This is a genomic window from Pseudomonas sp. FW305-20, from assembly GCF_058788075.1.
Window position 1 is genome coordinate 37,526 of the sequence record NZ_JBYTAJ010000004.1, and the last position, 25,311, is coordinate 62,836.

General features: G+C 60.1%; 21 protein-coding genes. 14 read left to right on the plus strand and 7 right to left on the minus strand.

Going from position 1 to position 25,311, the window contains the following annotated elements:
* Nucleotides 1–46: 46 nt before the first annotated feature.
* The 4 genes from pdxR to AC3WP4_RS04840 all read left to right on the plus strand — a co-directional run bounded on the left by pdxR (nucleotide 47) and on the right by AC3WP4_RS04840 (nucleotide 3,441).
* Complete coding sequence (pdxR, locus tag AC3WP4_RS04825; protein ID WP_074876845.1) at nucleotides 47–1,480, plus strand: MocR-like pyridoxine biosynthesis transcription factor PdxR; 1,434 nt, start codon at nucleotides 47–49, stop codon at nucleotides 1,478–1,480.
* A gap of 123 nt (nucleotides 1,481–1,603) precedes the next feature.
* The gene (locus AC3WP4_RS04830; protein ID WP_008150809.1) at nucleotides 1,604–1,897 is read left to right on the plus strand and encodes a putative quinol monooxygenase; all 294 of its coding nucleotides are present in this window, start codon (nucleotides 1,604–1,606) and stop codon (nucleotides 1,895–1,897) included.
* A 189-nt stretch (nucleotides 1,898–2,086) separates the two neighbouring features.
* Nucleotides 2,087–2,503 (plus strand): cupin domain-containing protein, encoded by a 417-nt coding sequence (locus AC3WP4_RS04835; protein ID WP_102614359.1) that lies wholly within the window; start codon nucleotides 2,087–2,089, stop codon nucleotides 2,501–2,503.
* A 227-nt stretch (nucleotides 2,504–2,730) separates the two neighbouring features.
* The gene (locus AC3WP4_RS04840) at nucleotides 2,731–3,441 is read left to right on the plus strand and encodes an ATPase (protein ID WP_074876849.1); all 711 of its coding nucleotides are present in this window, start codon (nucleotides 2,731–2,733) and stop codon (nucleotides 3,439–3,441) included.
* Between the two features lie 170 nt (nucleotides 3,442–3,611).
* Here the strand turns inward: AC3WP4_RS04840 and AC3WP4_RS04845 are convergent, their stop codons facing one another.
* Nucleotides 3,612–8,519, minus strand: coding sequence for an NAD-glutamate dehydrogenase (locus AC3WP4_RS04845; RefSeq protein WP_102614360.1), 4,908 nt, complete (start codon nucleotides 8,517–8,519; stop codon nucleotides 3,612–3,614).
* 503 nt (nucleotides 8,520–9,022) lie between these two features.
* On the opposite strand from AC3WP4_RS04845, the gene AC3WP4_RS04850 reads away from it, so the two are divergent.
* From AC3WP4_RS04850 to AC3WP4_RS04895, 10 genes are all read left to right on the plus strand, one after another.
* On the plus strand, nucleotides 9,023–9,376 hold the full coding sequence (locus AC3WP4_RS04850) for a hypothetical protein (RefSeq protein WP_074876853.1): 354 nt from the start codon (nucleotides 9,023–9,025) through the stop codon (nucleotides 9,374–9,376).
* Nucleotides 9,377–9,827: 451 nt separating this feature from the next.
* Nucleotides 9,828–10,787: an AAA family ATPase gene (locus tag AC3WP4_RS04855; protein WP_008150800.1), complete on the plus strand. Its 960-nt coding sequence runs from the start codon at nucleotides 9,828–9,830 to the stop codon at nucleotides 10,785–10,787.
* 5 nt (nucleotides 10,788–10,792) lie between these two features.
* Nucleotides 10,793–11,737, plus strand: a complete 945-nt coding sequence (locus AC3WP4_RS04860; RefSeq protein WP_074876855.1) for a DUF58 domain-containing protein — start codon at nucleotides 10,793–10,795, stop codon at nucleotides 11,735–11,737.
* Entirely contained in the window at nucleotides 11,734–12,228 is a 495-nt protein-coding gene (locus AC3WP4_RS04865; RefSeq protein WP_102614361.1) for a DUF4381 domain-containing protein, read from the plus strand. Before AC3WP4_RS04860 ends, AC3WP4_RS04865 begins: the two co-directional genes overlap by 4 nt.
* A complete protein-coding gene (locus AC3WP4_RS04870; protein ID WP_102614362.1) occupies nucleotides 12,221–13,297 on the plus strand; it encodes a vWA domain-containing protein in 1,077 nt (358 codons plus the stop codon). Before AC3WP4_RS04865 ends, AC3WP4_RS04870 begins: the two co-directional genes overlap by 8 nt.
* The gene (locus tag AC3WP4_RS04875; protein ID WP_102614363.1) at nucleotides 13,294–15,033 is read left to right on the plus strand and encodes a tetratricopeptide repeat protein; all 1,740 of its coding nucleotides are present in this window, start codon (nucleotides 13,294–13,296) and stop codon (nucleotides 15,031–15,033) included. Before AC3WP4_RS04870 ends, AC3WP4_RS04875 begins: the two co-directional genes overlap by 4 nt.
* The gene (locus tag AC3WP4_RS04880; RefSeq protein ID WP_074876864.1) at nucleotides 15,030–16,670 is read left to right on the plus strand and encodes a BatD family protein; all 1,641 of its coding nucleotides are present in this window, start codon (nucleotides 15,030–15,032) and stop codon (nucleotides 16,668–16,670) included. The genes AC3WP4_RS04875 and AC3WP4_RS04880 overlap by 4 nt, the downstream gene beginning before the upstream one ends.
* 258 nt (nucleotides 16,671–16,928) lie before the next feature.
* Nucleotides 16,929–18,173 carry an exonuclease SbcCD subunit D C-terminal domain-containing protein gene (locus AC3WP4_RS04885; RefSeq protein ID WP_102614364.1) on the plus strand — a complete coding sequence of 415 codons (1,245 nt, stop codon included), beginning with the start codon at nucleotides 16,929–16,931 and terminating at the stop codon, nucleotides 18,171–18,173.
* Nucleotides 18,170–21,811: an AAA family ATPase gene (locus AC3WP4_RS04890; RefSeq protein WP_102614365.1), complete on the plus strand. Its 3,642-nt coding sequence runs from the start codon at nucleotides 18,170–18,172 to the stop codon at nucleotides 21,809–21,811. Before AC3WP4_RS04885 ends, AC3WP4_RS04890 begins: the two co-directional genes overlap by 4 nt.
* Nucleotides 21,808–22,404 carry a glutathione S-transferase gene (locus AC3WP4_RS04895; protein ID WP_102614366.1) on the plus strand — a complete coding sequence of 199 codons (597 nt, stop codon included), beginning with the start codon at nucleotides 21,808–21,810 and terminating at the stop codon, nucleotides 22,402–22,404. The genes AC3WP4_RS04890 and AC3WP4_RS04895 overlap by 4 nt, the downstream gene beginning before the upstream one ends.
* Before the next feature lie 166 nt (nucleotides 22,405–22,570).
* Here the strand turns inward: AC3WP4_RS04895 and AC3WP4_RS04900 are convergent, their stop codons facing one another.
* From AC3WP4_RS04900 to AC3WP4_RS04925, 6 genes are all read right to left on the minus strand, one after another.
* Complete coding sequence (locus AC3WP4_RS04900) at nucleotides 22,571–22,828, minus strand: hypothetical protein (RefSeq protein WP_074876872.1); 258 nt, start codon at nucleotides 22,826–22,828, stop codon at nucleotides 22,571–22,573.
* A complete protein-coding gene (locus tag AC3WP4_RS04905; protein ID WP_102614367.1) occupies nucleotides 22,825–23,037 on the minus strand; it encodes a hypothetical protein in 213 nt (70 codons plus the stop codon). The genes AC3WP4_RS04900 and AC3WP4_RS04905 overlap by 4 nt, the downstream gene beginning before the upstream one ends.
* A 115-nt stretch (nucleotides 23,038–23,152) precedes the next feature.
* Entirely contained in the window at nucleotides 23,153–23,278 is a 126-nt protein-coding gene (locus AC3WP4_RS04910; RefSeq protein WP_256581124.1) for a hypothetical protein, read from the minus strand.
* 206 nt (nucleotides 23,279–23,484) lie between these two features.
* Nucleotides 23,485–23,664: a hypothetical protein gene (locus AC3WP4_RS04915; RefSeq protein WP_074876875.1), complete on the minus strand. Its 180-nt coding sequence runs from the start codon at nucleotides 23,662–23,664 to the stop codon at nucleotides 23,485–23,487.
* 155 nt (nucleotides 23,665–23,819) lie between these two features.
* On the minus strand, nucleotides 23,820–24,989 hold the full coding sequence (locus AC3WP4_RS04920; protein ID WP_102614368.1) for a lactonase family protein: 1,170 nt from the start codon (nucleotides 24,987–24,989) through the stop codon (nucleotides 23,820–23,822).
* Nucleotides 24,982–25,278, minus strand: coding sequence for a DUF5629 family protein (locus tag AC3WP4_RS04925; RefSeq protein WP_074876879.1), 297 nt, complete (start codon nucleotides 25,276–25,278; stop codon nucleotides 24,982–24,984). The genes AC3WP4_RS04920 and AC3WP4_RS04925 overlap by 8 nt, the downstream gene beginning before the upstream one ends.
* Nucleotides 25,279–25,311 lie beyond the last annotated feature (33 nt).

Here is a 25,311-nt window from a genome sequence, read left to right on the forward strand (position 1 = left end):
TGGCCCGACGCACACGCGCCTCAATCGCCCCAGGAGCCTCGCTGGTATGGAACTTCACGTTGTCATCAACGGCCGCAAGGACCTGGCAGGCCAGTTGTACAACCAACTGCGCAGCGCCATCGAATCCGGTCGTCTGGCAGCCGGGACGCAGCTGCCGCCCAGCCGTTTGCTGGCAGAACAACTGGGCATTTCGCGCAAGACCATTTCCGATACCTACACGCAACTGACCTACGAAAACTTCCTCACTGGGGTCATCGGCAAAGGCACCTACGTCAACGCCCGACCGGCAAAAATCACCCGCAAACAGAGCCATTCGGAGCTGGCCAGTGCCGAGGTCATCGAGTCCTGGCGCAACCTGCCGGTGTTCCTGCGCCATCCGACGCTGGAAGGCTCGTTGCGCTATGACTTCATCGGTGGCGCCACCAGCAAGGGCCAGTTTCCCCAGGATGACTGGCGGCGCTGCACCGCTCACGCCTTGCGCCAGATCGCCGCGTCCAAGGGCTTCTACAGCCTGCCCGAAGGCCTGCCGGCGTTACGCAATGCGATTGCCCGGCACATCGCGTTTTCTCGCGGGGTCAATTGTCAGGACGAAGACGTGGTGGTGTGCAATGGCGCGCAACAGGCGCTGGACCTGATTTCCCGGGTGCTCACGCGTCCCGGCAGCATCGTCGCCATGGAAGACCCCGGTTATCCGCCCGCTCGCCTGTTGTTCGGGACCCACGGTGCCACGGTGATCGGCGTTCCGGTGGACGCGGAAGGCATTCAGGTGGACAAGATCCCCCTCGGCACCCGCCTGATCTACGTCACGCCGTCGCACCAGTTCCCCCTCGGCATGCCGATGAGCCAGGCGCGCCGGGTGGCGCTGCTGGAACGAGCCCATGAGTTGGGTGCGATCATCATCGAGGACGATTACGACAGCGAGTTCCGCTACGAAGGCCGGCCCACCGACTCGCTGCAAAGCATGGACGAACGCGGCATCGTCGCCTACGTCGGGACCTTTTCGAAAACCCTGCTACCGGAGTTGCGCCTGGGTTATGCGGTCCTGCCACCGGCGATTCTCGACGCGGTCATTCGCGCCAAGCAGCTCACCGACCTGCACACCTCCACCCTGCCCCAATGGGCGCTGGCCAAGTTCATCGCCGAAGGCTGTCTGCTCAAGCACATCCGGCGCTGCCATACGATCTATGCCGGGCGTCGTGAGCGGATTCTCGAACGCATGGCCGGCGATCTGTCGCCGTGGCTCGAGGCGGTGCCGACTACTGCCGGGTTCCACATGGTGGTTATGTGCAAAGTGTCTATCGATATTCCGTTGGTGATCGACCTGGCGAAAAAGGTCGAAGTCGGGGTGTATCCCATCGACAGTTTTTTCTATCAACAAGCGCCGCAGTCCGGGCTTTTCCTCGGTTTTGGCGCCATCGAAACCCTCGACATCGACATCGCCCTGGACCGCCTGCGGGACATTTTGCAGCAGGTTGCCTGACGGATTGGTCTGCGTTTTTATCCCGCGATTGGCTATTGGTGGTCCGGGGATGCAGGCCTATCCTGCATAAACGTTATCCCTCAATGAGCAGGATTCGTCCGGCCTGATTCAGGAGTGTGAGCAATGTCCAACGAAGTGATCAATACCGTTAAGGTGCAGGCCGCCGCCGGCCGCTCGGACGAACTGGGCAAGCAACTGCAAAAGATTGTCGACACCCTGCGCGAACTACCGGGCTGTGATTCCTATATGGTCGACCGCTGCCCCGAGGACGACAACCGCTGGACGGTCAGCGCCCGCTGGCAATCGGAAGCGGCCATGCAAATGCACTTCAACTGCCCTGAAGTCCAAGGCTTTATCGGCCTGATCGACAGCCGCCTGGCCAACAGCGTCGATTTCAACAGCTTTCCTATCGTTTAGAAATTAGATCGCCGCCTTCGGCTACTCCTGCAGGGCTATGGGTACCTCTGCAGAAGTGGCTGGAGGCGGCGATCTTGTTGTTTCAACGCCCATGATTGGCCCCCTCGCCTTCAGGAAAATTGGCTGTTTGATTGGCGTCGGCCGAGACTTACTGTGGTCCCTGCCACTAACCACAGCAGGTGATAACCCATGAACGCCTTCCGCTACTGTGCTGCGCCCCTCGCCGCCCTGGCCCTGACCTTTTGCGCCGCGACATACGCTCACGAAGCCGCCCCTTCGGAAAAGGTCACGGTGTTGCAGGACCAGATGCTGAAAAACGCGCCGGGTAAAAAAGCGCTGATGATCGAAGTCGATTACAAACCCGGCCAATCATCCATCGCCCACAAGCACGAGGGCACGGCCATGGCTTACGTCCTTTCGGGAGAAATCATTTCCCAGGTCAAAGGCGAAAAGGCGATCACGTACAAGGCCGGTGAATACTGGTACGAACCGGCCGGCTCGGAGCATTTGGTCTCGAAAAATGCCAGTACCAGCAAACCCGCCAAACTGTTGGTGTTTATGGTGTTAGCGCCAGAAGAAAAAATATTGATCCCTTTGGAAAACTGATAGCTGTTACGTCAGCCATAAATAAACAGGCTCGAATTAAGCATTCGGGCCTTTTTATTTCCCGGCGTAATTAACCGGGGGCTTTTAAACCAAACAAAACTAGTAGTCGCCTCACAAGTACGGTGATTGGCCAACTCATTCAATGACGATAGGTTTAGTCTGGAATCTCCCCAACTGTGTCCGACCTATTAACTTTCCGACTCAAGTTGTTTCACGGGAGAAACACCATGAAACTTGCACTTGTCAGTACCTTGTCGATGACGGTTCTTTTAACGGGTTGTTCTATTCCCACTGCACCGAAGGCTGTTTCTTCGCTCGACGGCATTTTCACCGAGCCGGTGGGCCGCAGCAGCGCCACGCATATCACCAATGGCAGCAACGTGTCCCTGGGCATCGTGTACAGCCGCAACACTCAAACCAACCGCGCCTACCTTCAGGATTACCAGGCCAACGCCGGCACCGGTTTCGGCCAGAGCCTGTTGGTGCAGTCGATTCACGACGCTTACGTCGCCACCTCCAAACCGGACCTGGCGGTGGACTGGGTCAAAGCATCCTTGCAACGTCAGTTTGGCTCGGTGACGGTGTACCCGGACATGCAAAGTCTAAGGGCCGCTAAACCGGACGTGGTCGCCATCGTCGATACGCGCAGTCAATTGATGACCTCGCGCAGTTCGGATATCAGCGCGAATGTCAGCGCGTCGTTCTACGATTCCAACTTCAACTACATCGGCACTGCGCAAGGTCATGACGCTAAAGAACTGAGTCCGATATGGGCGGACTATAAGCGCAGCGAAGAGATCGTTGCCGATATAAACGAACAACAGAATGTGCAAGTTCGGGCGCTGCAGAAGTTTGACCGGTCGCTCAGTAATTTATTGACCAGGCCGACAGATAAAGTGTCGATGATCGATAACACAACAGGTCAAAAGTTGTATTGAGGCAAATGGCCCCATCTCGAGCAGGTTCGCTCCCACATTAGTTCTGTGTACGATGCAAACTAATGTGGGAGTGAGCCTGCTCGCGATGAGGCCCGACCAAACGCCACAAAAATATCAGGCAAAAAAAACCCCGCATCTCTCAATGCGGGGCTTCTTCATTCAGCGCCTGATCAGGCAGCCGGCTCCAACTCAGCGCTGGCAATGCTAGTGGCAGTGACTGGCACTACCGCTTGACCGCTCAACGCCAGATCCAGCAACTCACGGTTGGCCACCGCATACATGGCGTAATCAGTGCCGCTGGCGGCACGGATTTCTACCAGCATGGCGCGCCAGCGTTCGATCATGCCTTCGTGCTCTTCCATCCACAGCTCCAGACGGGTTTCCACGTCCTGGGTGCCGTCGCCCTGTTGCAGGACAGAGATGGTGATCGCACGTTGTTGCCAGTCGACATCGTCGCGGAACGCTTCACGAGCCAGGGCCTGCCAGTTGTTTTCAACCGGCAGAGCGCTGATCTGTTGCAGATACCAGGTGATGTCCAGCGCGCTGCCCACGGCGAAGTAAGCCTTCGCCACGTCGGCGGGGTTCTGACCGGTCACGTCGGACGCTTCGATGATCGGCAGCAAGGTGTACAGGTGAGTGGTGCCTGCAACCATGCGCGCCAGCAACTCAGGAACGCCAGCCGCAACGTACGCCTGATAACGGGTCTGCCAGCCTTCGCGGGTCGGGCCTTCCAGCAGTTCGTCGAGCTTGAGGCCCAGCGCTGCCAGATGTGGACCGAAGTGCGCGACGTCACGGGCAGCATTCTGCTCGTTGCGACGGCTGCGCAGGAACCAGCGCGTAGCGCGACGGCCCAGACGCATCAGCTCATCCATTAGCTCCAGTTGCACGTCGGCAGAAACCTGGTAGTCCAAGGCTTCAATCTGACGGAACCAGTGCGGGAGGTGGAAGATGTCACGCACGATCACGTAAGCACCGGCCACGTTCGCCGGGCTCATGCCGGTCGACTCTTTGAGTCGTTGAACGAAGGTGATGCCCATGTGGTTGACCAGATCGTTGGCGATCTGGGTGCTGACGATTTCACGCTTCAGACGGTGACGGCGCATGGCGTCGGAGAACTTGCTCACCAGGGTCGGCGGGAAAGCGGTTTCCATGTCGCGCGTCAGGTAATCGTCGTCCGGCACCAGGGAATTGAGCAGCGCTTCCTTGAGGTCGATCTTGCTGTAGGAGATCAGCACCGACAGCTCTGCACGGGTCAGGCCATGGCCTTCCGCGAGACGCTCGTTGATCGCTTCTTCGGACGGCAGGAACTCGATGGCGCGATCCAGCTTGCCGCGGCCTTCCAGATCGTTCATCAGGCGCTTGTATTCGGCAATCCGCACGAAGGCGCGGCGTGCCGCCAGGGACAATGCCTGAGTCTGCTTGTAGTTGTTGCCCAGCACCAGGTTGCCGACTTCGTCGGTCATGCTCGCCAGCAACTGGTTACGTTGCTTGTCGGTCATGTCACCGGCATGAACCACTTCGTTCAGCAGGATCTTGATGTTCACTTCGTGGTCGGAGCAGTCCACACCACCGGCGTTGTCGATGAAGTCGGTGTTGGAACCGCCGCCATTGAGGCCGAATTCGACACGACCCAGCTGGGTCATACCGAGGTTACCGCCCTCGCCCACGACTTTGCAGCGCAGTTCGTTGCCGTTCACGCGCAGTGCATCGTTGGCCTTGTCGCCGACATCGGCGTGGCTTTCGCTGCTGGCTTTGACGTACGTACCGATACCGCCGTTCCACAACAGATCCACCGGTGCCTTGAGCAAGGCGTTCAGCAGTTCGGTCGGGGTCAGCTTGTCAGCCTGAATGTCGAAGCGCTCTTTCATCTGCGGGGAAATCGCGATGCTTTTCGCGCTACGGGAGAAGATCCCGCCGCCTTCGGACATGATGCTGGTGTCGTAATCCGACCAGGCCGAACGCGGCAGGTCGAACAGGCGCTGACGCTCGGCGAAGCTGTTCGCCGGCTCCGGGTTCGGGTCAATGAAGATGTGCAGGTGGTTGAACGCTGCGACCAGTTGCAGCTTGTCGGACATCAACAAGCCGTTACCGAACACGTCACCGGCCATGTCGCCGACGCCAACTACCGTGATGTTGTCTTCCTGGACATTGATGCCGCGTTCGCGGAAGTGACGTTGAACGCCAACCCACGCGCCCTTGGCGGTGATGCCCATCTTCTTGTGGTCGTAACCGGCCGAGCCGCCCGATGCGAACGCATCGCCGAGCCAGAAGCCGTAGTCGATGGCGATACCGTTGGCGATGTCGGAGAAGGTTGCAGTGCCCTTGTCCGCTGCCACCACCAGGTACGGGTCATCGTCGTCATGACGCACGACGTTGGCCGGCGGTACCAGCGCGCCGTCTTTCAGGTTGTCGGTGATATCCAACAGGCCCGAGATGAAGATGCGGTAGCAGGCGATGCCCTCGGCCGCGATCTCGTCTCGACCGCCACCCAGTGGCAGGCGACGCGGCAGGAAGCCGCCCTTGGCGCCCACCGGCACGATGACCGAGTTCTTCACTTGCTGGGCTTTTACCAGGCCCAGGACTTCGGTGCGGTAGTCTTCTTCACGATCAGACCAGCGCAGACCACCGCGAGCAACGTTGCCGAAGCGCAGGTGCACGCCTTCGACGCGTGGCGAGTAAACGAAGATTTCGAACTTCGGTACTGGCTTCGGCAGCTCTGGAATCTGGTGCGGGTTGAACTTGAAGCTGAAGTAGGACTTGTTCTGACCGTGGGCGTCGGTCTGGTAGAAGTTGGTCCGCAGGGTGGCCTTGATCAGGTCCAGGTAGCGACGCAGGATGCGGTCTTCGTTCAGTACCTGAACGTCGTCCAGTGCGCTGAGAATCGCGTGCTCCAGGCGTTGCTGCTTGTCTTCCAGATCGTCGCCGGTAAGCTTGCGCGCCAGGTAGAAACGGGTTTTGAACAACCGGGTCAATTCGCGAGCGATGTCGGTGTGGTTGTTCAGGGTGCTGGCGATGTAACCCAGGTCGAAGCCCAGGCGAATCTGCTTCATGTAACGGGCGTAGGCACGCAGCAGCGCGACGTCGCGCCATGGCAGGCCGGCGGTCAGCACCAGGCGGTTGAACGCATCGTTCTCGGCATCGCCACGCACGATGTGGACGAACGCGTCCTGCAAGGTGTCGTTGAGTTGCTGGATGTCGAGTTCCAGGCCTTCAGCGGCAGTGAACGCGAAGTCGTGAATCCAGAACTCGCGGCCATTGTTGTGACGCAGGCGATACGGGAACTCACCCAGCACGCGCAGGCCGAGGTTTTCCAGGATCGGCAACACGTCGGACAACGCCAGCGGAGTATCGGCGTGATACAGCTTGCAGTGCAGCTCGCGCTGACCGGAAACCTGACCCAATGGCTGATAGAAGCTCATCACCAGCGGATTGGATTCTTTCAGGCTCAACAGGTGCTGCATGTCGACCACAGCCGAATGCGCGGCGAAACGCTCGCGGTAACCGGCCGGAAAGCCTTTCGGGAAGTCGGCCAGCACGTTGGTGCCGTGGGCTTCGCCGAAGCTTTCGACCACCAGGCTTGCGTAGTCGTCCTGCCAGCTGCGGCAGGCTTGCACGACTTCTTTTTCCAGCAGAACCGGGTCGATGTCCAGACGGTTTTTCGGATCGACACGCAGAATCAGTTGCACGCGGGCCAGCACGGACTCGGAGAAGAAAGTCCAGAACTCGCAGTCCGAGGCTTTCAGGCGATCCATCAGCACTTGCTGGATCTTCTGGCGCACTTCGGTGGAGTAGATGTCGCGCGGCACGTAGGCCAGGCAGTAGCAGAAACGACCGTACGGGTCTTTGCGCAGGAACACGCGAATCTTGTTGCGCTCCTGGATCTGCACGATCGACATCACGGTGGTGAACAGTTCGTCGACCGGGGTCTGGAACAGGTCGTCGCGCGGCAGCACTTCAACCACCTGCGCCAGTTCCTTGCCCAGGTGAGCCTTGGCCTGGAAGCCGGAACGACGTTCGATTTCCTCGACCTTGCGGCGGATGTACGGGATGACCCGCACGCTCTCGCCATACACCGAGGAGGTGTACAGGCCCATGAAACGGCATTCCTTGATGACGTTGCCGTCGGCGTCGATTTCACGGATCGACACGTAATCCGGGTAAGCCGGACGGTGTACACGGCTTGGGTGTGCAGCCTTGGCGAACGACAACAGGGTCGGTTCGCGCAGGTAGTTCACGGCGTAGTCTTCGATGCGCAGGTCATCGTAGGTCAGGCCGGTGCGCAGCAATTTGGTCAGGCCGAGGAAGGAGTCCTGATCGTAGACGATGTGGCCGCCGTCGGCCTCATCGCGAACCACGAACTCTTCATAGCCCAGGAAGGTGAAGTGGTTGCCCACCAGCCATTCCAGGAAGCTTTTGATTTCGGCTTTTTCTTCAGCATCGACAGCGAACTGGCTGTTGTCCAGGCCGGTGAGGATTTCCTGGACCTTGGCTTTCATCGGTTCGAAATCGGCGACCGCAACGCGGACTTCACCGAGAACCTGTTCCAGTTCCTTGCTCAGGACATTCAGTTCCGCCGAGTTGGCGCAACGGTCGATTTCCAGGTACATCAACGACTCTTGCAGAACGTCGTCGCCCTGGGTGCCTTTCGGCAGGATCTCCAGCAGCTCGCCCTTGCTGCCGCGACGCACGCTCAGCACAGTGGTTTGCAGGGTGTGGATGCTGTAGCCGCGACGGTTCAGCTCGGTGCGTACCGAGTCCACCAGAAATGGCAAGTCGTGGTGCAGCACTTCGACCGCGGTGTGGGTCGACTGCCAGCCGTGGCGTTCGTAATCGGGGTTGTAGACGCGCACTTGCGGTTGCGCGTGATCGAAGCGCTCAAGCAGGCGCCACGCAGAAAGGGTGCAGCCGGCGAGGTCGGACAACCGACGCTGGGTCAGCTCGTCCAGGGAAATGATGCCGAAAAATTGTTCCGCGAACAGCGCCACTTGTGGCAGTGCCTGTTCACTGATGTGCTGGGCCAGTGCCGCTTGCAGTTGGTGCTGGAAGTCGGCTTTGCTGGCTGCGGTGAAGAACGCCATCTGTGGTACTCCGCTTGGGCTTGTTATTGATGGAAGCGTCGCGTGCAAACCCCTTTCGGGGCAATCCGTCACCCTGTTCCTGATTCTCGGGCAGAGGAAACAGGATGACAGGTGGGTGAAGCTGGACGAGACACTCAGGTCACATTCACCTTCCATGAATGGGCATCTGCAAAAACGACTGGGCAAGGTACAGCGCAATGCCTTTACAGGTGCTCATCCGTTGCGCAGCTTAACCAGTGCGGCAAGGCCCGTGCTTGCAGCGCTGCGACATATTCGGTCATCGGTACGCAGCTTGCGCCTTGTGCATCGAACAACACTAGCAGCCGCACGGCAAAACGGTGGGTTCAAGCCTGGTTTTGCGGCACATCCGTACCAGAAATGACCAGCAACACCCTGGATGCTCATGACACATCCTCAGACACTCAGGCGAGCAGAAATTCCCGAGGGCTGGCAGAATCGCCCTTTGTTCGTCTTCACAACGCTCGTCGAGCCAGGAATTCCCCATGCAAATGACCACCGCCCTCTTGATCGTCAACCCGTGCGACGACGAAGAAGACAACATGGCCATGCTCTGCTGCCACAGCGATCAGGGCGATATGTTCCTGATGACCCGCTACCCGGACGAGGATGCGCTGGACATCAGCCTCGGCGACGAGCCTTCAACGCTGGACGGCGTAAAAGTCACCCTCAGCCCTACCCGCCTGCTGATCGAAATCGCCGCCGCTGACGCCGATGCGCTCAATGGTGATGATTCGCTGGAAATCATTCACAGCACTGATGCGAGCGATCTGGCTGAAGTGGAAGAGACATTGCAGAACATTCTCAAGGGCACTGGCACCTATATAAGCCAGCTCTGAGCTTCAGAATCTCGGGCGCCTGAACCTGCCTCATCGCGAGCAGGCTCACTCCCACAGGGGATCTCCTGCGGATGCAAAATTTGCACTCAGCACAATTCCAATGTGGGAGACATTGCAGAACATCCCAAGGGGCACTGGCACCTGTATAAACCAGTTCTGTAGTGCCTGAACCGGCCTCATCGCGAGCAGGCTCACTCCCACAGGGGGGCTCCCGCGGATGCAAAATTTGCGTCCAGCACAATTCCAATGTGGGAGCGAGCCTGCTCGCGATGAGGCCCGAAAGAACACCACCAGCCTCTGGGTCCTACAAAATTCAAACAATTTCGCCAATCAATTCCCGCACTTTGCACAAAATGCCGTTAGTCGCCGCCCCCCGCGATAGATTAAAGTAACGCCCCCAGCCCTGGCGTTATTCGAACGTCTTCGGTCACCTTTCCAGGAACAGTCATCGATGGAACATCGTGAAGCGCTGCTAGCGCTGCGAACCTTTCTTTCAACGCAGATTCTCGGCCAGGAAAAACTCATCGAGCGCTTGCTCATCGCCTTGCTCGCCGACGGCCACATGCTGGTCGAGGGCGCTCCGGGCCTGGCCAAGACCAAGGCCATCAAAGAACTTGCCGAAGGCATCGAAGCACAGTTCCATCGCATCCAGTTCACCCCCGACCTGCTGCCCGCCGATATCACCGGTACGGAGATCTATCGCCCGGAAACCGGCAGCTTCGTGTTCCAGCAAGGCCCGATCTTCCACAACCTGGTGCTGGCGGACGAAATCAACCGCGCCCCGGCCAAGGTTCAATCGGCCCTGCTCGAGGCCATGGGCGAGCGCCAGGTCAGCGTCGGGCGCAGCACGTACGAACTGTCGCCGCTGTTTCTGGTAATGGCCACACAAAACCCGATCGAGCAGGAAGGCACCTATCCATTGCCCGAAGCGCAGCTCGACCGCTTCCTGATGCACGTGAAAATCGGCTTCCCGGACGCCGCCGTCGAACGTCGGATCCTGCAACAGGCCCGTGGTGAAGCGCTGAACGGCGAAACCAAGCCCGAGCGCCGGGTCAGCCAGCAGGCGATTTTTGCCGCGCGCAAGGAAATCCTCGGTTTGTACATGGCCGACGCTGTGGAGGAATACCTGGTGCAACTGGTCATGGCCACCCGCACCCCCGCCAAGTTCGACCCGGAGATGGCCGAGTGGATCGCCTATGGCGCCAGCCCGCGCGGTTCGATTGCCCTTGACCGTTGCGCCCGGGCCCACGCCTGGCTGGCCGGGCGCGACTTCGTCAGCCCCGAAGACATTCAAGCGGTGCTGTTCGACGTACTGCGCCACCGCATCATTCTTTCCTTTGAAGCCGAAGCCGCGGGCATCGACCAGGACCGGGTGGTCCAGCGGATTCTCGACGTCGTAGCCGTCGCTTGACCCCGATGAAAGCCATCCTGCCGCCCGAACCGGGCATCCGTGTCAGCCTTGCCGAGCTGATCGAGATGCGCCATCGCGTGCGTGAAGTGCAACTGTTTTCCACACCGAGCCAGCGCAGCCCGCTGATCGGCCTGCACCACTCCAAACTGCGCGGGCGCGGGGTGGATTTCGATCAGGTGCGGGTCTATCAGGCCGGCGATGACGTGCGCAGCATCGACTGGCGCGTCACCGCCCGCACCCAGGAACCCCACACCAAGCTGTTCCATGAAGAGCGCGAGCGGCCGATTTTCATCATGGTCGAGCAAAGTCGCCGACTGTTTTTCGGCTCGGGGCTGATGTTCAAATCAGTGCTCGCCGCCCAGGCCGCGAGCCTGATCGGCTGGGCCGCACTGGGTCATAACGATCGGGTCGGCGGACTGGTGTTCGGCAACAACGAGCATTATGAAATCAAGCCACGACGCAGCAAACAGAGCCTGCTGCAATTGCTCAACCGTCTGGTGCGGGTCAATCAGTCGCTGCACACGGAAAACGAGCCGGACCGGGACGCTTTCAACATTGCCCTGCGTCGCGCCCGGGAGGTACTGCGTCCCGGCAGCCTGGTGATCATCATCTGCGACGAACGCACCCTGACCGAGGGCGCCGAACAACAGCTGAGCCTGTTGTCGCGGCATTGCGATCTATTGCTGCTGCCGGTATCCGACCCTCTCGATCACGCCCTGCCCGCCGCCGGACTTTTACGTTTTGCCGAACGCGGTGCGCAACTGGAACTCGACACCCTGAATTTCGAGCTGCGCCAGACCTATCGCGCCCAGGCTGAAGCGCGCCTCGCTCGCTGGGAATTGCTGGCGCAGAAGCTGCGGGTATTGCTGATGCCCCTGAGCACCCAGAGCGAGATGGTCGAGCAACTGCGCGAGTACCTGAACCCGCAGAAACCGGGGAAAGGCCGATGAGCAGCCTCGATCAACTGCAACCGCTGATCTCCCCGCCGCCCATCGAATTCTGGCCACCGGCACCGGGTTGGTGGTTGCTGCTGCTGTTACTGCCGCTCGTCGGTTTCGGTCTGTGGAAGGCAAGGCTTTTCCTTCTGAACAAACGCCCGATCGTGCGCGCCGAACAACCGCTGGACCCGGTACGCCTCGCCGCGCTGGCAGAACTCGCGCGCATGCCCAAACCCTACGACGGTGCTCCGGCCGGTGCCTGGTTGCAGCAACTCAACGGTTTGCTCAAACGCCTGTGCCGCAACCATTACCCCTACAGCCAGAGCCACACCCTCAATGGGCGCAAATGGCTGGCATTCCTCGACAATCGCTGCCCGGCCGCCGGCCTGACCCGCTGGATGGTGCTGGTCGAAGGCGCCTACAAACCTGAATGCAAGCTCGACGACAAGGCCATTGCCGGCCTGACTCAAGCGGTCGACACCTGGATTCGTAAACATGTTTGAGTTCGCCTGGCCGTGGATCTTTGCCCTGTTGCCGCTGCCGTGGCTGATGCGCATCGTGCTGCCTGTCGCCGACAGTGGCGAGCCGGCGCTCAAAGTCAGTTTCCTCGGCGACCTCGAAGGCCTGGTCCGCCGCCGCGCCCGAGCCAACCTGCCGGCCTGGCGCCAACAGGCACCGTTCATTCTGCTGTGGCTGTTGCTACTGATCGCCGCGGCGCGACCGCAATGGCTTGGCGAACCGCTGCCCATCGCCGCCAGCGGTCGCGATCTGCTGGTAGCGGTCGACGTGTCCGGCTCGATGGATTTCCCCGACATGCAATGGCAGGACGAAGAAGTCAGTCGTCTCACACTGGTACAGCACTTGCTCGGTGACTTCCTTGAAAGTCGCGACGGCGATCGCGTCGGCCTGATCCTGTTCGGCAGCCAGGCCTATCTGCAAGCACCGCTGACGTTCGACCGGCACACGGTGCGCGTGTGGCTCGACGAGGCGCGGATCGGCATCGCCGGCAAGAACACCGCCATCGGTGATGCCATCGGCCTGGCCCTCAAACGCCTGCGCCAACGCCCGGCACAAAGTCGCGTACTGATTCTGGTCACTGACGGCGCCAACAACGGTGGCCAAATCGACCCGCTCACGGCTGCGCGCCTGGCAGCCAGCGAAGGCGTGAAAATCTACACGATCGGTATCGGCGCCGATCCGGAGCAAAGCGGCACGTTGGGTTTTCTGGGCGTCAACCCGAGCCTCGACCTCGACGAACCCTCCTTGATGGCGATCGCCGAAGCCACCGGTGGCCGGTATTTTCGCGCCCATGATGACAAGGAGCTGCAAGCGATCAAGGACACCCTCGACAAACTGGAACCGGTAACCCAGCAACCGACTCAGGCCCGCCCGGCTCAGGCGTTGTACCACTGGCCTTTGGCAATGGGGTTGCTATTGAGCATGCTGCTGGTGGTTCGCGAGCGCTGGCCTGATAACCCGTTGCGGCGACTGTTCACCAAGGATCTTTTGCAAACTCAACTGCCTGACTGGCGCCAGCGGCTCAAGCGCCTGCGCCTGCGGAGGCGCCGATGAGCGCGCTCTGGCCGTACTTGTTCCGCCCCTGGTGGTTGCTGTTATTGCCATTGCTCGGCTGGTTGCTCTGGCAACTCTGGCATCGGCAGAAACGCGCCGGGCGCTGGCAGATGATTCTGCCGCCGGCCTTCCATGCCGCGTTGCTCAGTGGCGGCAACGGTCGCGACAGCAAATTGCCGTGGGTCATCCTGGGATGTGCCTGGGTGCTGACCGTTCTGGCGCTGATCGGACCCAGCTGGGAACGTGTCGAGCAAGCCAGCCAGAAACCCGCCGATCCGCTGGTCGTGGTCCTGGAGCTAACCCCGGAAATGCTCGCCACCGACGTCTCCCCCAACCGGCTGGAGCAGTCCCGACGCAAGCTGTTCGATCTTCTGGAAAACCGCAGCGATGCCCAGACCGCGATCATCGTCTACTCCGGCAGCGCTCACACGCTGGTGCCACTGTCGGATGACCTGTCGACCAGCCGCAATCTATTGGATGCCCTCAAGCCTTCGCTGATGCCCCAAGTGGGACATCGCGCCGATCTGGCGGTGACCAAGGCTCTTGCCCTGCTGGAACAGGGTGCCCTCGGCGAGGGGCGGATCCTGCTGATCGGCTCAACCTTGACCGAACTGGAACGCCAGGGGATCCAGCAGGCGCTGGACGGCAAGTCGACACAATTTCTGATGATTGGCATCGGCACTGCCGAAGGCGCGCCGATTACCCAGGAGGACGGCAGTTTTCTGAAAGACGATCAGGGCGCGATTCTGGTGCCGCATCTGGATGAGCCAAGCCTGAAAGCCTTTGCCAACGACCTGGACGGACGCTATACCCACGCACGCCTGGACGATGCCGACCTGCGCGCCCTCGGCTTGCTCGAGGGGCCACGCATGCTGCGCAACGACGGCCAGACCTTGCGCCTCGATACATGGGCCGATCAGGGTTACTGGCTATTGTTGCCGTTGCTGCTGCTGGCGGCGTGCGCCGGTCGTCGCGGCTGGCTGTTCTGCCTGCCCCTGCTGTTTTTACTGCCACAACCGAGTTATGCCTTCGACTTCAAAGATTTGTGGCTGCGAGCAGACCAACAAGGTCTGATCTTGCTCAAGCAGAAGCGCCCGGCCGAGGCTGCGCAGCATTTCGAAGATCGACAATGGCAAGGTGTCGCGCGCTACGAAGCTGGCGACTATAGCGGTGCCGCCCAGCGGTTCGCCGAAGGCAGCGACGCCCACGCCCACTACAATCGTGGCAACGCCCTGGCCAAAAGCGGTGAGCTGGAAGCCGCGCTGGATGCCTACGATCAAGCGCTGGAGCGTCAACCGGATTTGCGTCCGGCCCTGACCAACAAAGCGTTGGTGGAAAGCCTGCTCAAGCAGAAAAACACTTCACCGCCCGTTGATCCGGACAAAAACACTGACAACCAGACCGAGCCCCCCACGCAAGAACCGCCGCCGGGCGCGACCACGCAAGCGTTGGATGAGGGCGAACCGAAAACCGACGGCCAACAAACCACGGCGGACTCAGACCCACAGAGCAAAACGCCGCCGAAAACCGGCACCAACGAAGTCCCGGGCAGCGAGCTGGGGAATGAAGACAGCACCCGACCACCAATGCGCCCGGCCAACGATAGCATCGATGGCGAACAGCGCCAGGCGCTGGAACAATGGCTGCGCAAGATCCCGGATGACCCGGGTGAATTGCTCAGGCGCAAATTCTGGTACGAACAGCAACAACATCAGGATCAGGAAAAAACTCGATGACCCGCTTCACCACTTTCTCGTTCGCATTGCTGCTCTGCACTGTTCAGGCCCAGGCTGCGGGGCTGGTCGCCAGTGTGGATCGCAGTCGCCTGAACAGCGGCGAAACGGTTGAACTGACCCTGGAAACCAACGATGTCACGCAGTTCGGCAAGCCTGATCTGACACCGCTGGAGGCGTTGTTCGAAGTGCGCGGCAGCCGTCAGGTCAACCAGCTGACCACCCTGAACGGCGATAACCGTGCGACCACTCGCTGGATCATTACCCTGCTACCTCGGCAGAACGGCAGCGTGGTGATTCCGTCACTGCAACTGGGGGACGTACAGAGCCAGTCGATTAGCGTGCAAGTGGTCGAAACCGAAACCCAGGACAGCCCGACCAAACAGGCTCCGGTGTTCATCGACGCCAGCCTCGATCAAAACAGCGTGTACGTACAAGCCCAGGCGATCCTGACCCTGCGTATCTACCATTCGGTGTCGCTGTACGACGACAGCAGCCTGCCCCCTTTGCAAATCCCCGATGTGCGCATCGAGCAACTGGGCGAGGCGCGCACCTACGAAAAAGACATCAATGGCCTGCGTCACGGCGTTATCGAGAAGCGCTACGCGATCTACCCGCAACACAGCGGTGAGTTGGTCATTCCACCGCAGGTATTCAATGCCGCACTGGTGGACGCACAGCCTGCCAAGGACGCCGTCGCGCAGGCACCGAAATCCGGCAAACTGATGCGTGTCAGCTCCGCCGAGATCCTGCTGACGGTCAAGGCCAAACCCGCCTCCTACCCGGCCGACGTGCCGTGGCTGCCGGCCCGTAGCCTCAGCCTGAGCGAAAGCTGGAACCCGGAACCGGGGCATGCGCAGGTGGGTGATTCGTTGACCCGCAGCCTGACCGTAAAGGCTGAAGGCCTGGACAGTTCGCAGTTGCCGCCGCTGCCTGCCACCGACGTCAACGGCTTGCGCCGCTACCCGGATCAACCGGTGCTGGGCAATCAGAACAGCGAGCGCGGCCTGATCGGCAGCCGCGAAGACCGCGAAGCCCTGGTGCCAACGCGTGCTGGCGCAATCGAGTTGCCAGCGGTCGAAGTCGTCTGGTGGAACACCTTCGAGGACCACCTCGATCACAGCAGCCTGCCGGCTCAAACCCTACCGGTGGCGAACAATCCGAGCCTGATGGTCGACACCCCGACCGGCATGCCTCAAGTCTTTTCCGCGGCCGACAACGAAGCCCTCTGGTGGTGGAAACTCAGCACCTTGATCCTGGCCTGCACCACTCTGCTGGGCTTCGGCCTCTGGTGGCGCGCCCGTTGGCAACCGGCGATCCTGCGCGCGGCGCAGACTGGCCCGAGCCCGCGCACCGTGCTCGACGATCTCAAGCGCGCCTGTCAGGCCAACGATTCCCACGCCACCCGCCAGGCCCTCGACGCCTGGGCCCGACAACAACCGGAAACCCTGGCCGATATGGCGGCGCGCTTTGTGCCGTTGTCCGACGCCCTCGATGGCTTGAACGGCGCGCTCTACAGCGAAACCGGCCAGCATTGGCAAGGTGAAGACCTGTGGCGGGCGATCAAGGCGATTCCAATTGCCGAGCGGGTTCAGGACCCGGTGGGCGACAGTGGCCTCCCGCCGCTCTACCCCAAATAACCACTGCCACCGCATTCCCTGTAGCAGCTGGCGAAGCCTGCGTTCGGCTGCGCAGCAGTCGTAAAATCGGCACATGCGGTGTATCAGACAAGCCATGCAAGCTGGTTCTACGACTGCTGCGCAGCCGAACGCAGGCTTCGCCAGCTGCTACAGGGTTGTGGTGTTGACCACCTGCAACGTGTTTGCCAGTAAACTCCCTCCCCTTTAGCCGCCATCATTTTCCTCGCGGCCATCACCTTATTTCCTACGGAGTTCACCTTGCGTCTGTTTCACACCTCCGACTGGCACCTTGGGCAAAACCTGCACGGCCAGGAACGCGATTTCGAACACGCCTGCTTTCTCGAATGGCTGCTGCGCCAGCTGAAGCTGGACCAGCCTGACGTGCTGCTGATTGCCGGCGATATCTTCGACACGGTCAACCCGCCGGTCAAAGCCCAGGAACGCCTCTATGACTTCATCGTCAGTGCCCATGAACAACAGCCGAAGCTGACTATCGTGATGATCGCCGGCAACCACGATTCCGGTTCGCGGATCGAACTGCCCGCGCCATTGATGCGGCGTTTGCGTACGCATGCGCTGGGTCGTGTGCTGTGGCTGGATGACGGTCAACTCGACGCTGAGCGCCTGCTGCTGCCATTGCCGGATGCCAAAGGCAAAACCGTCGCCTGGTGCCTGGCGCTGCCGTTCCTGCGCCCCGCCGAGGTGACTGGCGCGCATTTGGGTGACAACTACCTGCGCGGTATCGGTCAGGTTCACGAATGGCTGATCGAAGCGGCCAATGCCAAGCGCAAACCGGGACAAGCGCTGATCGCCATCAGCCACGCGCACATGGCCGGCGGTTCGGTGTCGGAAGACTCCGAGCGCAGCCTGATCATCGGCAACGCCGAAGCACTGCCCGCCAGCCTGTTCGGGCCAAGCATCAGTTACGTCGCCCTCGGTCACTTGCACAAGCCGCAGAAGGTCAACGGTGAAGAGCGCATCCGCTACAGCGGCTCGCCGATTCCGTTGTCGTTCTCCGAGATTGGCTATCAGCACCAGATTCTCGACATCACACTGAAAGGCGAAACCCTGGTCAGCGTCGAACCCAAACTGATCCCCCGGGCGGTGAATCTGCAACGCATCGGTCCCGCGCCATTGGCGGAAATCCTCCTGCAACTGGCCGACCTGCCCAACATCGATCTGCTGGCCGATATCCAGCGCCAGCCATGGCTGGAAGTTCGGGTGCGTCTCGATGAGCCGCAACCGGACTTGCGATATCAAGTGGAAACCGCCCTGCAAGGCAAAGCCGTGCGTCTGGTGCGGATCGCCGCTGAATACGCCGGCAACGGCAGCCGCGACGGCGTGGATGACGGCACGACCTTGATCGAACTCGACCAGCTCTCACCTCAGGAACTGTTCAGCCGCGCCTGGCAGGACAACTACGGCAGCGAGGTCGACGAGCAAACCCTCAAGGACTTCGCCGAGCTATTGCAGGACGTGCAGATGGAGAGCGAACAACCATGAAGATCCTCGCGATCCGCCTGAAAAACCTCGCCTCACTGGCCGGGCCTTTTGAAATCGACTTTACCGCTGAGCCGCTGGCCAGCGCCGGTCTGTTCGCGATCACCGGGCCGACCGGCGCCGGTAAAAGCACCTTGCTCGACGCCTTGTGCCTGGCGCTGTTCGGTGCTGTGCCTCGGCTCAGCAATGCCCAGGTGTCTGCCAAAGCTCCAGACGCCGACGGCGAGATCAGCACCGGCGACCCGCGCACGTTGCTGCGTCGTGGCACAGGTGAAGGGTATGCCGAAGTCGATTTCGTTGGCATCGATGGCCGTCGCTACCGCGCTCGCTGGGAAGCAAATCGCGCCCGCGAAAAGGCCGGAGGCAAGCTGCAAGCCAGTCGCCAGAGCTTGCGCGACATCGATCTGGATCAACTGCTGGCCAGTCAGAAAGTTGAATTCAAAACCCAGCTCGAATCTGTACTGGGCCTGAACTTTGAGCAATTCACCCGTGCGGTGCTGTTGGCTCAAAGCGAATTCAGTGCGTTCCTCAAGGCTAACGACAACGAACGTAGCGAACTGCTGGAGAAACTCACCGACACCGCGTTGTATACGCGCCTCGGTCGCCGGGCGTTCGACAAAACCAAAGAGGCTCGCGACACCCACAAACTGTTGCAGGACCAGGCCACCGGCGTGACGCCGTTGTCGCCGGAGGCCCGGGCGGAACTCGATGAACGCTTCAACGAGGCTCAGCAACAACTCAAGACCCAGCAAGCGCAACTCAAGCAATTGGAACTGCAACACACCTGGCTCAAGGACTTGCGTCAGTTACAGGACGAACAACAGAGCGCCACCGAACAACTGCAAGCGGCCCGGCAGCACTGGGAGGGCCTGTCCGGCGAACGCTTGAAGCTGACTCGCCTGGAACAACTGGCCCCGCAACGGCACCAGTTCGCCCGCAAGACTGAGCTCACCGCCCAGCTCACACCGCTGGCCGCGCAGATTCAGCAGCACACCCAACAGCAAATCGAGCTGAACGAGCGCCAGACGCAACTCGAACACAGCCTCAGCACTGCGCAGACCGCGCTGGTCGAGGCGCAAAGCCAACACACCTCAAGCGCTCCGCTGCTGCGTCAGGCCTTCGAAGAGCAAAGCACCCTCGCCCGTCTGGTCAAGGATGCCAGTCTCAGTGCCGACCTCAAGCAGCACGCGGAACTGGCCTGCACTCAGGGCCAAAACACGATCCAAGGCTTGCTCGACCAACAGAAACAGGTCGCCGAGCGTTTGCAGCGGATTGCCGGGGAGCTTGAGCAAAGCACCCCTCTGGCGCCCTTGAGCGATGCCTGGAACGCCTACCGTGATCGCCTGCAACAGCTGATGCTGATCGGCAATCGCCTGAACAAGGGCCAGGCCGAGCTGGCCGCCCTGGAACAAAGCGCCGCTCGCGCTGCCGAGGACCTGTCCACTCAGCGCCAGAACCTTGAAGTGCTGTACAAGGAGGCCGGCGCCGAACCGGAAGCGGTGGCCGAGCAGATCCAGATTCTCGGGAGTCTGTTGCAAGATAACCGCAAGCAGCAGCGGGCCTTAGAGGAACTGACGCGCCTGTGGGCCAGTCAGCAGGAACTGGACAAACGCGCGTCCGAGCTCCAGCAGCGTCAGATGATCGCTCAGCAAGAACGAGAACGTCTGACCCAGGAGGGTGTGAAAGCCAAGAGCGAATTGCTCGTCGCCGAACAGACCCTGACCGTCACCCGCGAACTGCTGGAACGCCAGCGCCTGGCTCGCAGCGCCAGCGTCGAAGAACTGCGCGAGCAGCTGCAGGACGATCAGCCATGCCCGGTTTGTGGCAGCCCCGACCATCCTTATCATCAGCCCGAAGCCCTGCTGCAGAGCCTTGGCCGGCATGATGAAAGCGAACAGGCCAACGCCCAAAAAGCCGTCGACCTGCTGAAAGAACAGCTCACTGACCTGCGCGCTGAAGTGGGCGGCGTGATTGCCCAGCAAAAGGAGTTGCTGCAGCAACAAGAACACCTCGCGACCCAGCAACAGAGCCTGGCGCCGAGCCTTGAAGCACATCCGTTAGCTGCGCAGCTGCTCACGCAGGATGCGGCTAAACGCGATGCCTGGCTGATGCAGCAAAACAATCAGTTGAACCAAAGCATCGCTCAAGACGAACAACGGCAAACCGCCCTGCTCACCTTGCAGCAAGACGCCGCGCGCCTTCAACAGCAACTGCGTAGCGCTGAAGCGGCGAGCCAACAAGCAGCCCAACACCTGGCCAACCAGCAACGTGAGTTGAGCAGCGATCGCCAGCGTCTGGACGAGGAATTGACGGCGTTCAGCACCCTGCTCCCGGCCGATACGCTGCAAGCGCTGCGCAACGAACCGGCCGCGACCTTCATGCAGTTGGACCGGCAGATCAGCCAGCGCCTGGAGCAACTCGATCAGCAACGCGATGAACTGGGCGAACAGCAACAACGGCAGCAGACGCTGGAGAAAGAACAGGACCGCCAACTCACTCGCCTCCAGCAGTTGGAAACGGCCCGCCAGCAGTTCACCGCCCTCGCCGACCAGCAACAGGCCTGCCAACAAAAACTCAGGCAATTGCTCGGCGAACACAACAGCGCCGAGCAGTGGCAGCAGCAACTGGATCAAGCCGTCGAACAGGCGCGCAATGCCGAGGCGACCGCCAATCAGGAACTGCAAGCCGTGCGTACGCGGCTGGTGCAGTTGGGCGCCGAACTCAAGGCCCAGCAGGAACGCGCGCAGGCACTGGAAGCTGAAGATCGCGAGCTGAGCGGCAAGATAGCCGACTGGCGCGCTTTGCATCCGGAACTGGATGACGGTGGCCTGGAAGCTCTGCTGAGTGTCGACGACCAGCAGGTCAGCGAACTGCGCCAGCAATTGCAGCAAAGCGAAAAAGCCATCGAACAGACCAAAGTCCTGTTGCAGGAACGCGATCAACGTCTGCTCAATCACCAGGCACAACACAACGGCAATCTCGACGCCGAACAACTGGCGACAGCGCTTGTCGAGCTGCAAAACCTGTTCACTGCCAGCGAACACCGTTGCGCCGAACTCCGCGCCCAACAGGCCGAGGATCAGCGCCGGCAAAACGCCAATCAGGCCCTTGCGCAGCAGATCGCCGACGCCTACACCGAATACCAGCGCTGGGCACGTTTGAATGCACTGATCGGTTCGGCCACGGGCGACACCTTCCGCAAGATCGCCCAGGCCTACAACCTCGACCTGCTGGTGCATCACGCCAATGTTCAGTTGCGGCAACTGGTGCGGCGCTATCGCCTCAAACGTGGCGGCAGCATGCTCGGGTTGTTGGTGATGGACACCGAGATGGGGGATGAACTGCGTTCGGTGCATTCGTTGTCCGGCGGCGAGACGTTCCTGGTATCGCTGGCCCTGGCGCTCGGTCTGGCATCGATGGCATCGAGCACGCTGAAAATCGAATCGTTGTTCATCGACGAAGGCTTCGGCAGCCTCGATCCGGAATCCCTGCAACTGGCCATGGATGCGCTCGACGGCTTGCAGGCGCAGGGACGAAAAGTCGCGGTGATTTCACACGTGCAGGAAATGCACGAACGGATTCCAGTGCAGATTCAGGTGCGCCGTCAGGGCAACGGCCTGAGTACGCTGGAGGTGAATTGAATACGCTGTATTCCTTCCGCCGCTGCCCCTACGCGATGCGGGCGCGCATGGCCCTGCGCTACGCCGGGGTTGCGGTGAACATTGTCGAGGTCAGCCTGAAGGCCAAACCTGCCGAAATGCTCGCGCTGTCGAGCAAAGGCACGGTGCCGGTGCTGAGCGTCGACGGTCAGGTGATCGATGAAAGCCTGGCGATCATGAACTGGGCCCTGGCGCAGAACGATCCGCAGGATTGGTTGCTCAAGGATGATCCTGTCGGCCAGCAACTGATCACCGAGCTGATTGAAGAAAACGACCAGGTGTTCAAGGTTCACCTGAATCGCTACAAGTACGCCGAGCGATACCCCGAGCAGCCAATGACGGTTTATCGAGCTGAGGGCGAGGTGTTTTTGCGCAGGCTCGATGAGTTGCTGGAGGGACGCGACTACTTGCTGGCCGAGCATCCGAGCCTGGCGGATGTGGCACTGATGCCGTTCGTGCGGCAATTCGCCCATGTGGATCGCGAGTGGTTTGGGCAATCGCCCTATCGCCGTTTGCAGGCCTGGTTGCAGCGGTTTCTGGAGTCGGAGCTATTTACTGACGTGATGCGCAAGTAGCCGCACCGATCCCTGTAGCAGCTGGCGAAGCCTGCGTTCGGCTGCGCAGCAGTCGTAAATTCTGTATGTCAGATCTACTTGGAAGACCGCGTACTCTGGTTTCACGACTGCTGCGCAGCCGAACGCAGGCTTCGCCAGCTGCTACCAGATGCGTCGTCTAGGCGACTCACGCCAACACTTCACACATCTGCAACGCCGAGCAATCCACCTGGAACGGCCCGAAAAAATCGTTCTGGCGTTCGATTGGCGGATTGCCGGTCAGCAGACCCAGGGCCTTCGCGGTTTCAATGTTACGAGCAAGGTTGTGATTGGCTTCGATAGTCCGTGCCACTGACCCCGCTGAGCCCTGCCCTATCCCCAACAAGGAAGATCCATTGGTCATGAACGCCAGGAAGGCGATGACCCAAAGTCTGTGCCCTTTCATTCCCCGGCGACTCCCGCGAGTTCAGCCTGATCGACCATCGCGGTGTGCGAACGGTGTTCAAACTGGATGCCGGGATGAGCGACTTGAACTGGCGCTTCAAGAGGCTGACGCGATTGAGGCGAAAGGCTGACAAGCAGCACCAGGATCACGTAAAGAGCGATAGCCAGGTAGGCGCCGTGTTTGGCAGAAGTGATGATTGCGCTGACCATGATGTTCTCCGCAGGCATGTTTCGATGCCCACAGAATCGATCAAGAAAGCGGTGATAACCACTCAGGGTTATCCATAGTAACCATCAGCTTCGTTAATCATTAAACCAAACTATCTCAGTCTTCAATAAAACTCATCAGGCGCTCGCGGGCCGCATCCGGCTCGGATGGAACGGGCTGGGCAGCCGAAAGAATGGGGGTGGAATAGAGAAACAGAAGAACCACGGCCAGACGCATTGCCATGCTGTCGATCCTTATCAGGAGAAGGAGTCAAAAAATCAGCGTCAAATTTAAACTAATGGCCCCGTGATATCAATTACTAGTTTGATAGCAATATGATGCTGTCGTAAATGCGTTATGCAGGAGCGACATCACTCACGCTTCTCGAAGCTTCAGCTCGATCGGCGCAAGTGACTTCGCTCCTGCATAAAGGGTGCAGGGTTCAACTTTCAGGCTTGGGTCTTGTGATCCAGTGCGGCGTAAAAGTTAGCGCTCTGTTGCAGGTATTTCTGGGTGTAGCTTTGGGCGTGGGATTTTTTATCGCTGATTTCAATGTTGGCGTTGGCTGGCAACGCAACGGTGGCAGAGATGGCGGAAGCGGCGATTACGGAGAAGAGATTGAAGTTCATGGCGTTGTTCCTCGGATTCAGTTGGCTTGCTTGCCCGGTGGGGCCGTGAAGCAAACTTAACCGTCGAGGTTGGCACCTTGAAATCTTTTGTAGCATTAGCAGATATCAGCGTCATTAATAGAAGGATGCAGGCCCCATCAACCGGGGCCTGCGGCCTATTGACGCACCAGGAACTTGAGGTCGCTCGGGGCATCCATTGGCAGTTTTTGCACGGTTTTACCCAGCAAGCCTGTCTTTGAATCGCGCTCGACGACGACAATCTGGTTGCTTTTCTGATTGGCGATCAACACGAACTTGCCGCTCGGATCGAGGCTGAACTCGCGCGGGTGATCACCTTCAACGGAACGGCGCTGCAGTTCCTTGAGGTGCCCGGTCACAGGATCGATGGCGAATACCAACAGCTGATTGGTGGTGCCACGGTTGCTGACGTAGAGAAACTTGCCATCGCTCGACGCGTGAAGCGCAGCGGCGGCCTTGTCCGAAACGGGTTGCCCCGTCGCCAACTCGACCATCTGCGTTTGCTTGAGTTGGCCGTCCTTGTAATCGAACACCGCAACCTGCGCGCTCATTTCCATGGTCAGCCACGCGTGCTTGCCATCGGCGCTGAACAGCAGATGACGCGGACCGCTGCCGGGTGGCATCTGGACAGACGCCGGTATAGCAGCAGTCAAGGGCAGTTCCGGGTTGGCCTTGGGGTCGAAGCGATAGGCAAAGACCTTGTCGGCGCCCAGGTCATTGGAGAACACATACTGGCCGTCCGGCGAGGAAACCGTGGAATGCACGTGCGCCGACATCTGCCGTTCAGGATTGACCCGGCTCGATGGATGGCTGCTCATCTGCACCACGGGTTTGAGCTTGCCATCAGCGTCCACCGGCAACACCGCCAGGGTGCCGCCCGGATCTTCAGACACCGAATAGTTGCTGACAAACAGATGACTGGCTTCAGCGCTGAGGCCCGAATGCGTCGGCTCGTTGCCCAGGCTCTGCACCTGATTGATCAGGCTCAGCTCATGGGTTTTCGGATCGATCGCATAACTGCTGACGCGCCCTACCGGATCGGTCTGCCCCGGGCCGTTTTCGTTGACCACGAACAGCTGACGCTGATCCTTGGACAGGGTCAGCCAGGATGGGTTTTCGCTCTTGATCACTTGCAACGGCTTGGCGTCGATCAGCCCGGCAGCGCTGTCGAAGTTCAGGCGATAAATCCCCTGGCTCTGACCGGCCGTGTAGGAACCGACCAGCAACTGATAGTCGTCAGCCGACGCAACTTGAAAACCCGTTGCGCCGACGCTGCCGACCATCAACAGTGGCCAGAGCTTACGCATCCTCATTCGTTTCTTCCTCGTCGTCATCACCGCGGAACGCGGTCATGCACACCAAGCGGTGCTCACCGGAACTGCCGGTGATCAGCCAGCTTTGCAGGTCTGGATCGAAGGTCGCGGCCTCGACCTCGGCGGGGGTGAACTCCCAGTGCTTGGACACACGACCGTCCAGGCATTCGATGTGCAGGTTGTCGTCTTCATCGAGGGAGAATTCAAAGGCGTGCAGCCCGTCGATTTCCACCATATCGCAGTGTTCGAGGGTGGCGAGCAAGGTGTCTGTTGGGGCGGTCATGGCAGTCAATCTTTGAATGGGAAAGACGCAATG

What these genes read in the sequence shown, in the direction of transcription:
- pdxR (WP_074876845.1), top strand. Translation starts at nt 47, where the DNA reads ATGGAACTTCACGTTGTCATCAACGGCCGCAAGGACCTGGCAGGCCAG.
- AC3WP4_RS04830 (WP_008150809.1), top strand. Translation starts at nt 1,604, where the DNA reads ATGTCCAACGAAGTGATCAATACCGTTAAGGTGCAGGCCGCCGCCGGC.
- AC3WP4_RS04835 (WP_102614359.1), top strand. Translation starts at nt 2,087, where the DNA reads ATGAACGCCTTCCGCTACTGTGCTGCGCCCCTCGCCGCCCTGGCCCTG.
- AC3WP4_RS04840 (WP_074876849.1), top strand. Translation starts at nt 2,731, where the DNA reads ATGAAACTTGCACTTGTCAGTACCTTGTCGATGACGGTTCTTTTAACG.
- AC3WP4_RS04845 (WP_102614360.1), bottom strand. Translation starts at nt 8,519, where the DNA reads ATGGCGTTCTTCACCGCAGCCAGCAAAGCCGACTTCCAGCACCAACTG.
- AC3WP4_RS04850 (WP_074876853.1), top strand. Translation starts at nt 9,023, where the DNA reads ATGCAAATGACCACCGCCCTCTTGATCGTCAACCCGTGCGACGACGAA.
- AC3WP4_RS04855 (WP_008150800.1), top strand. Translation starts at nt 9,828, where the DNA reads ATGGAACATCGTGAAGCGCTGCTAGCGCTGCGAACCTTTCTTTCAACG.
- AC3WP4_RS04860 (WP_074876855.1), top strand. Translation starts at nt 10,793, where the DNA reads ATGAAAGCCATCCTGCCGCCCGAACCGGGCATCCGTGTCAGCCTTGCC.
- AC3WP4_RS04865 (WP_102614361.1), top strand. Translation starts at nt 11,734, where the DNA reads ATGAGCAGCCTCGATCAACTGCAACCGCTGATCTCCCCGCCGCCCATC.
- AC3WP4_RS04870 (WP_102614362.1), top strand. Translation starts at nt 12,221, where the DNA reads ATGTTTGAGTTCGCCTGGCCGTGGATCTTTGCCCTGTTGCCGCTGCCG.
- AC3WP4_RS04875 (WP_102614363.1), top strand. Translation starts at nt 13,294, where the DNA reads ATGAGCGCGCTCTGGCCGTACTTGTTCCGCCCCTGGTGGTTGCTGTTA.
- AC3WP4_RS04880 (WP_074876864.1), top strand. Translation starts at nt 15,030, where the DNA reads ATGACCCGCTTCACCACTTTCTCGTTCGCATTGCTGCTCTGCACTGTT.
- AC3WP4_RS04890 (WP_102614365.1), top strand. Translation starts at nt 18,170, where the DNA reads ATGAAGATCCTCGCGATCCGCCTGAAAAACCTCGCCTCACTGGCCGGG.
- AC3WP4_RS04900 (WP_074876872.1), bottom strand. Translation starts at nt 22,828, where the DNA reads ATGAAAGGGCACAGACTTTGGGTCATCGCCTTCCTGGCGTTCATGACC.
- AC3WP4_RS04905 (WP_102614367.1), bottom strand. Translation starts at nt 23,037, where the DNA reads ATGGTCAGCGCAATCATCACTTCTGCCAAACACGGCGCCTACCTGGCT.
- AC3WP4_RS04910 (WP_256581124.1), bottom strand. Translation starts at nt 23,278, where the DNA reads ATGGCAATGCGTCTGGCCGTGGTTCTTCTGTTTCTCTATTCCACCCCC.
- AC3WP4_RS04915 (WP_074876875.1), bottom strand. Translation starts at nt 23,664, where the DNA reads ATGAACTTCAATCTCTTCTCCGTAATCGCCGCTTCCGCCATCTCTGCC.
- AC3WP4_RS04920 (WP_102614368.1), bottom strand. Translation starts at nt 24,989, where the DNA reads ATGCGTAAGCTCTGGCCACTGTTGATGGTCGGCAGCGTCGGCGCAACG.
- AC3WP4_RS04925 (WP_074876879.1), bottom strand. Translation starts at nt 25,278, where the DNA reads ATGACCGCCCCAACAGACACCTTGCTCGCCACCCTCGAACACTGCGAT.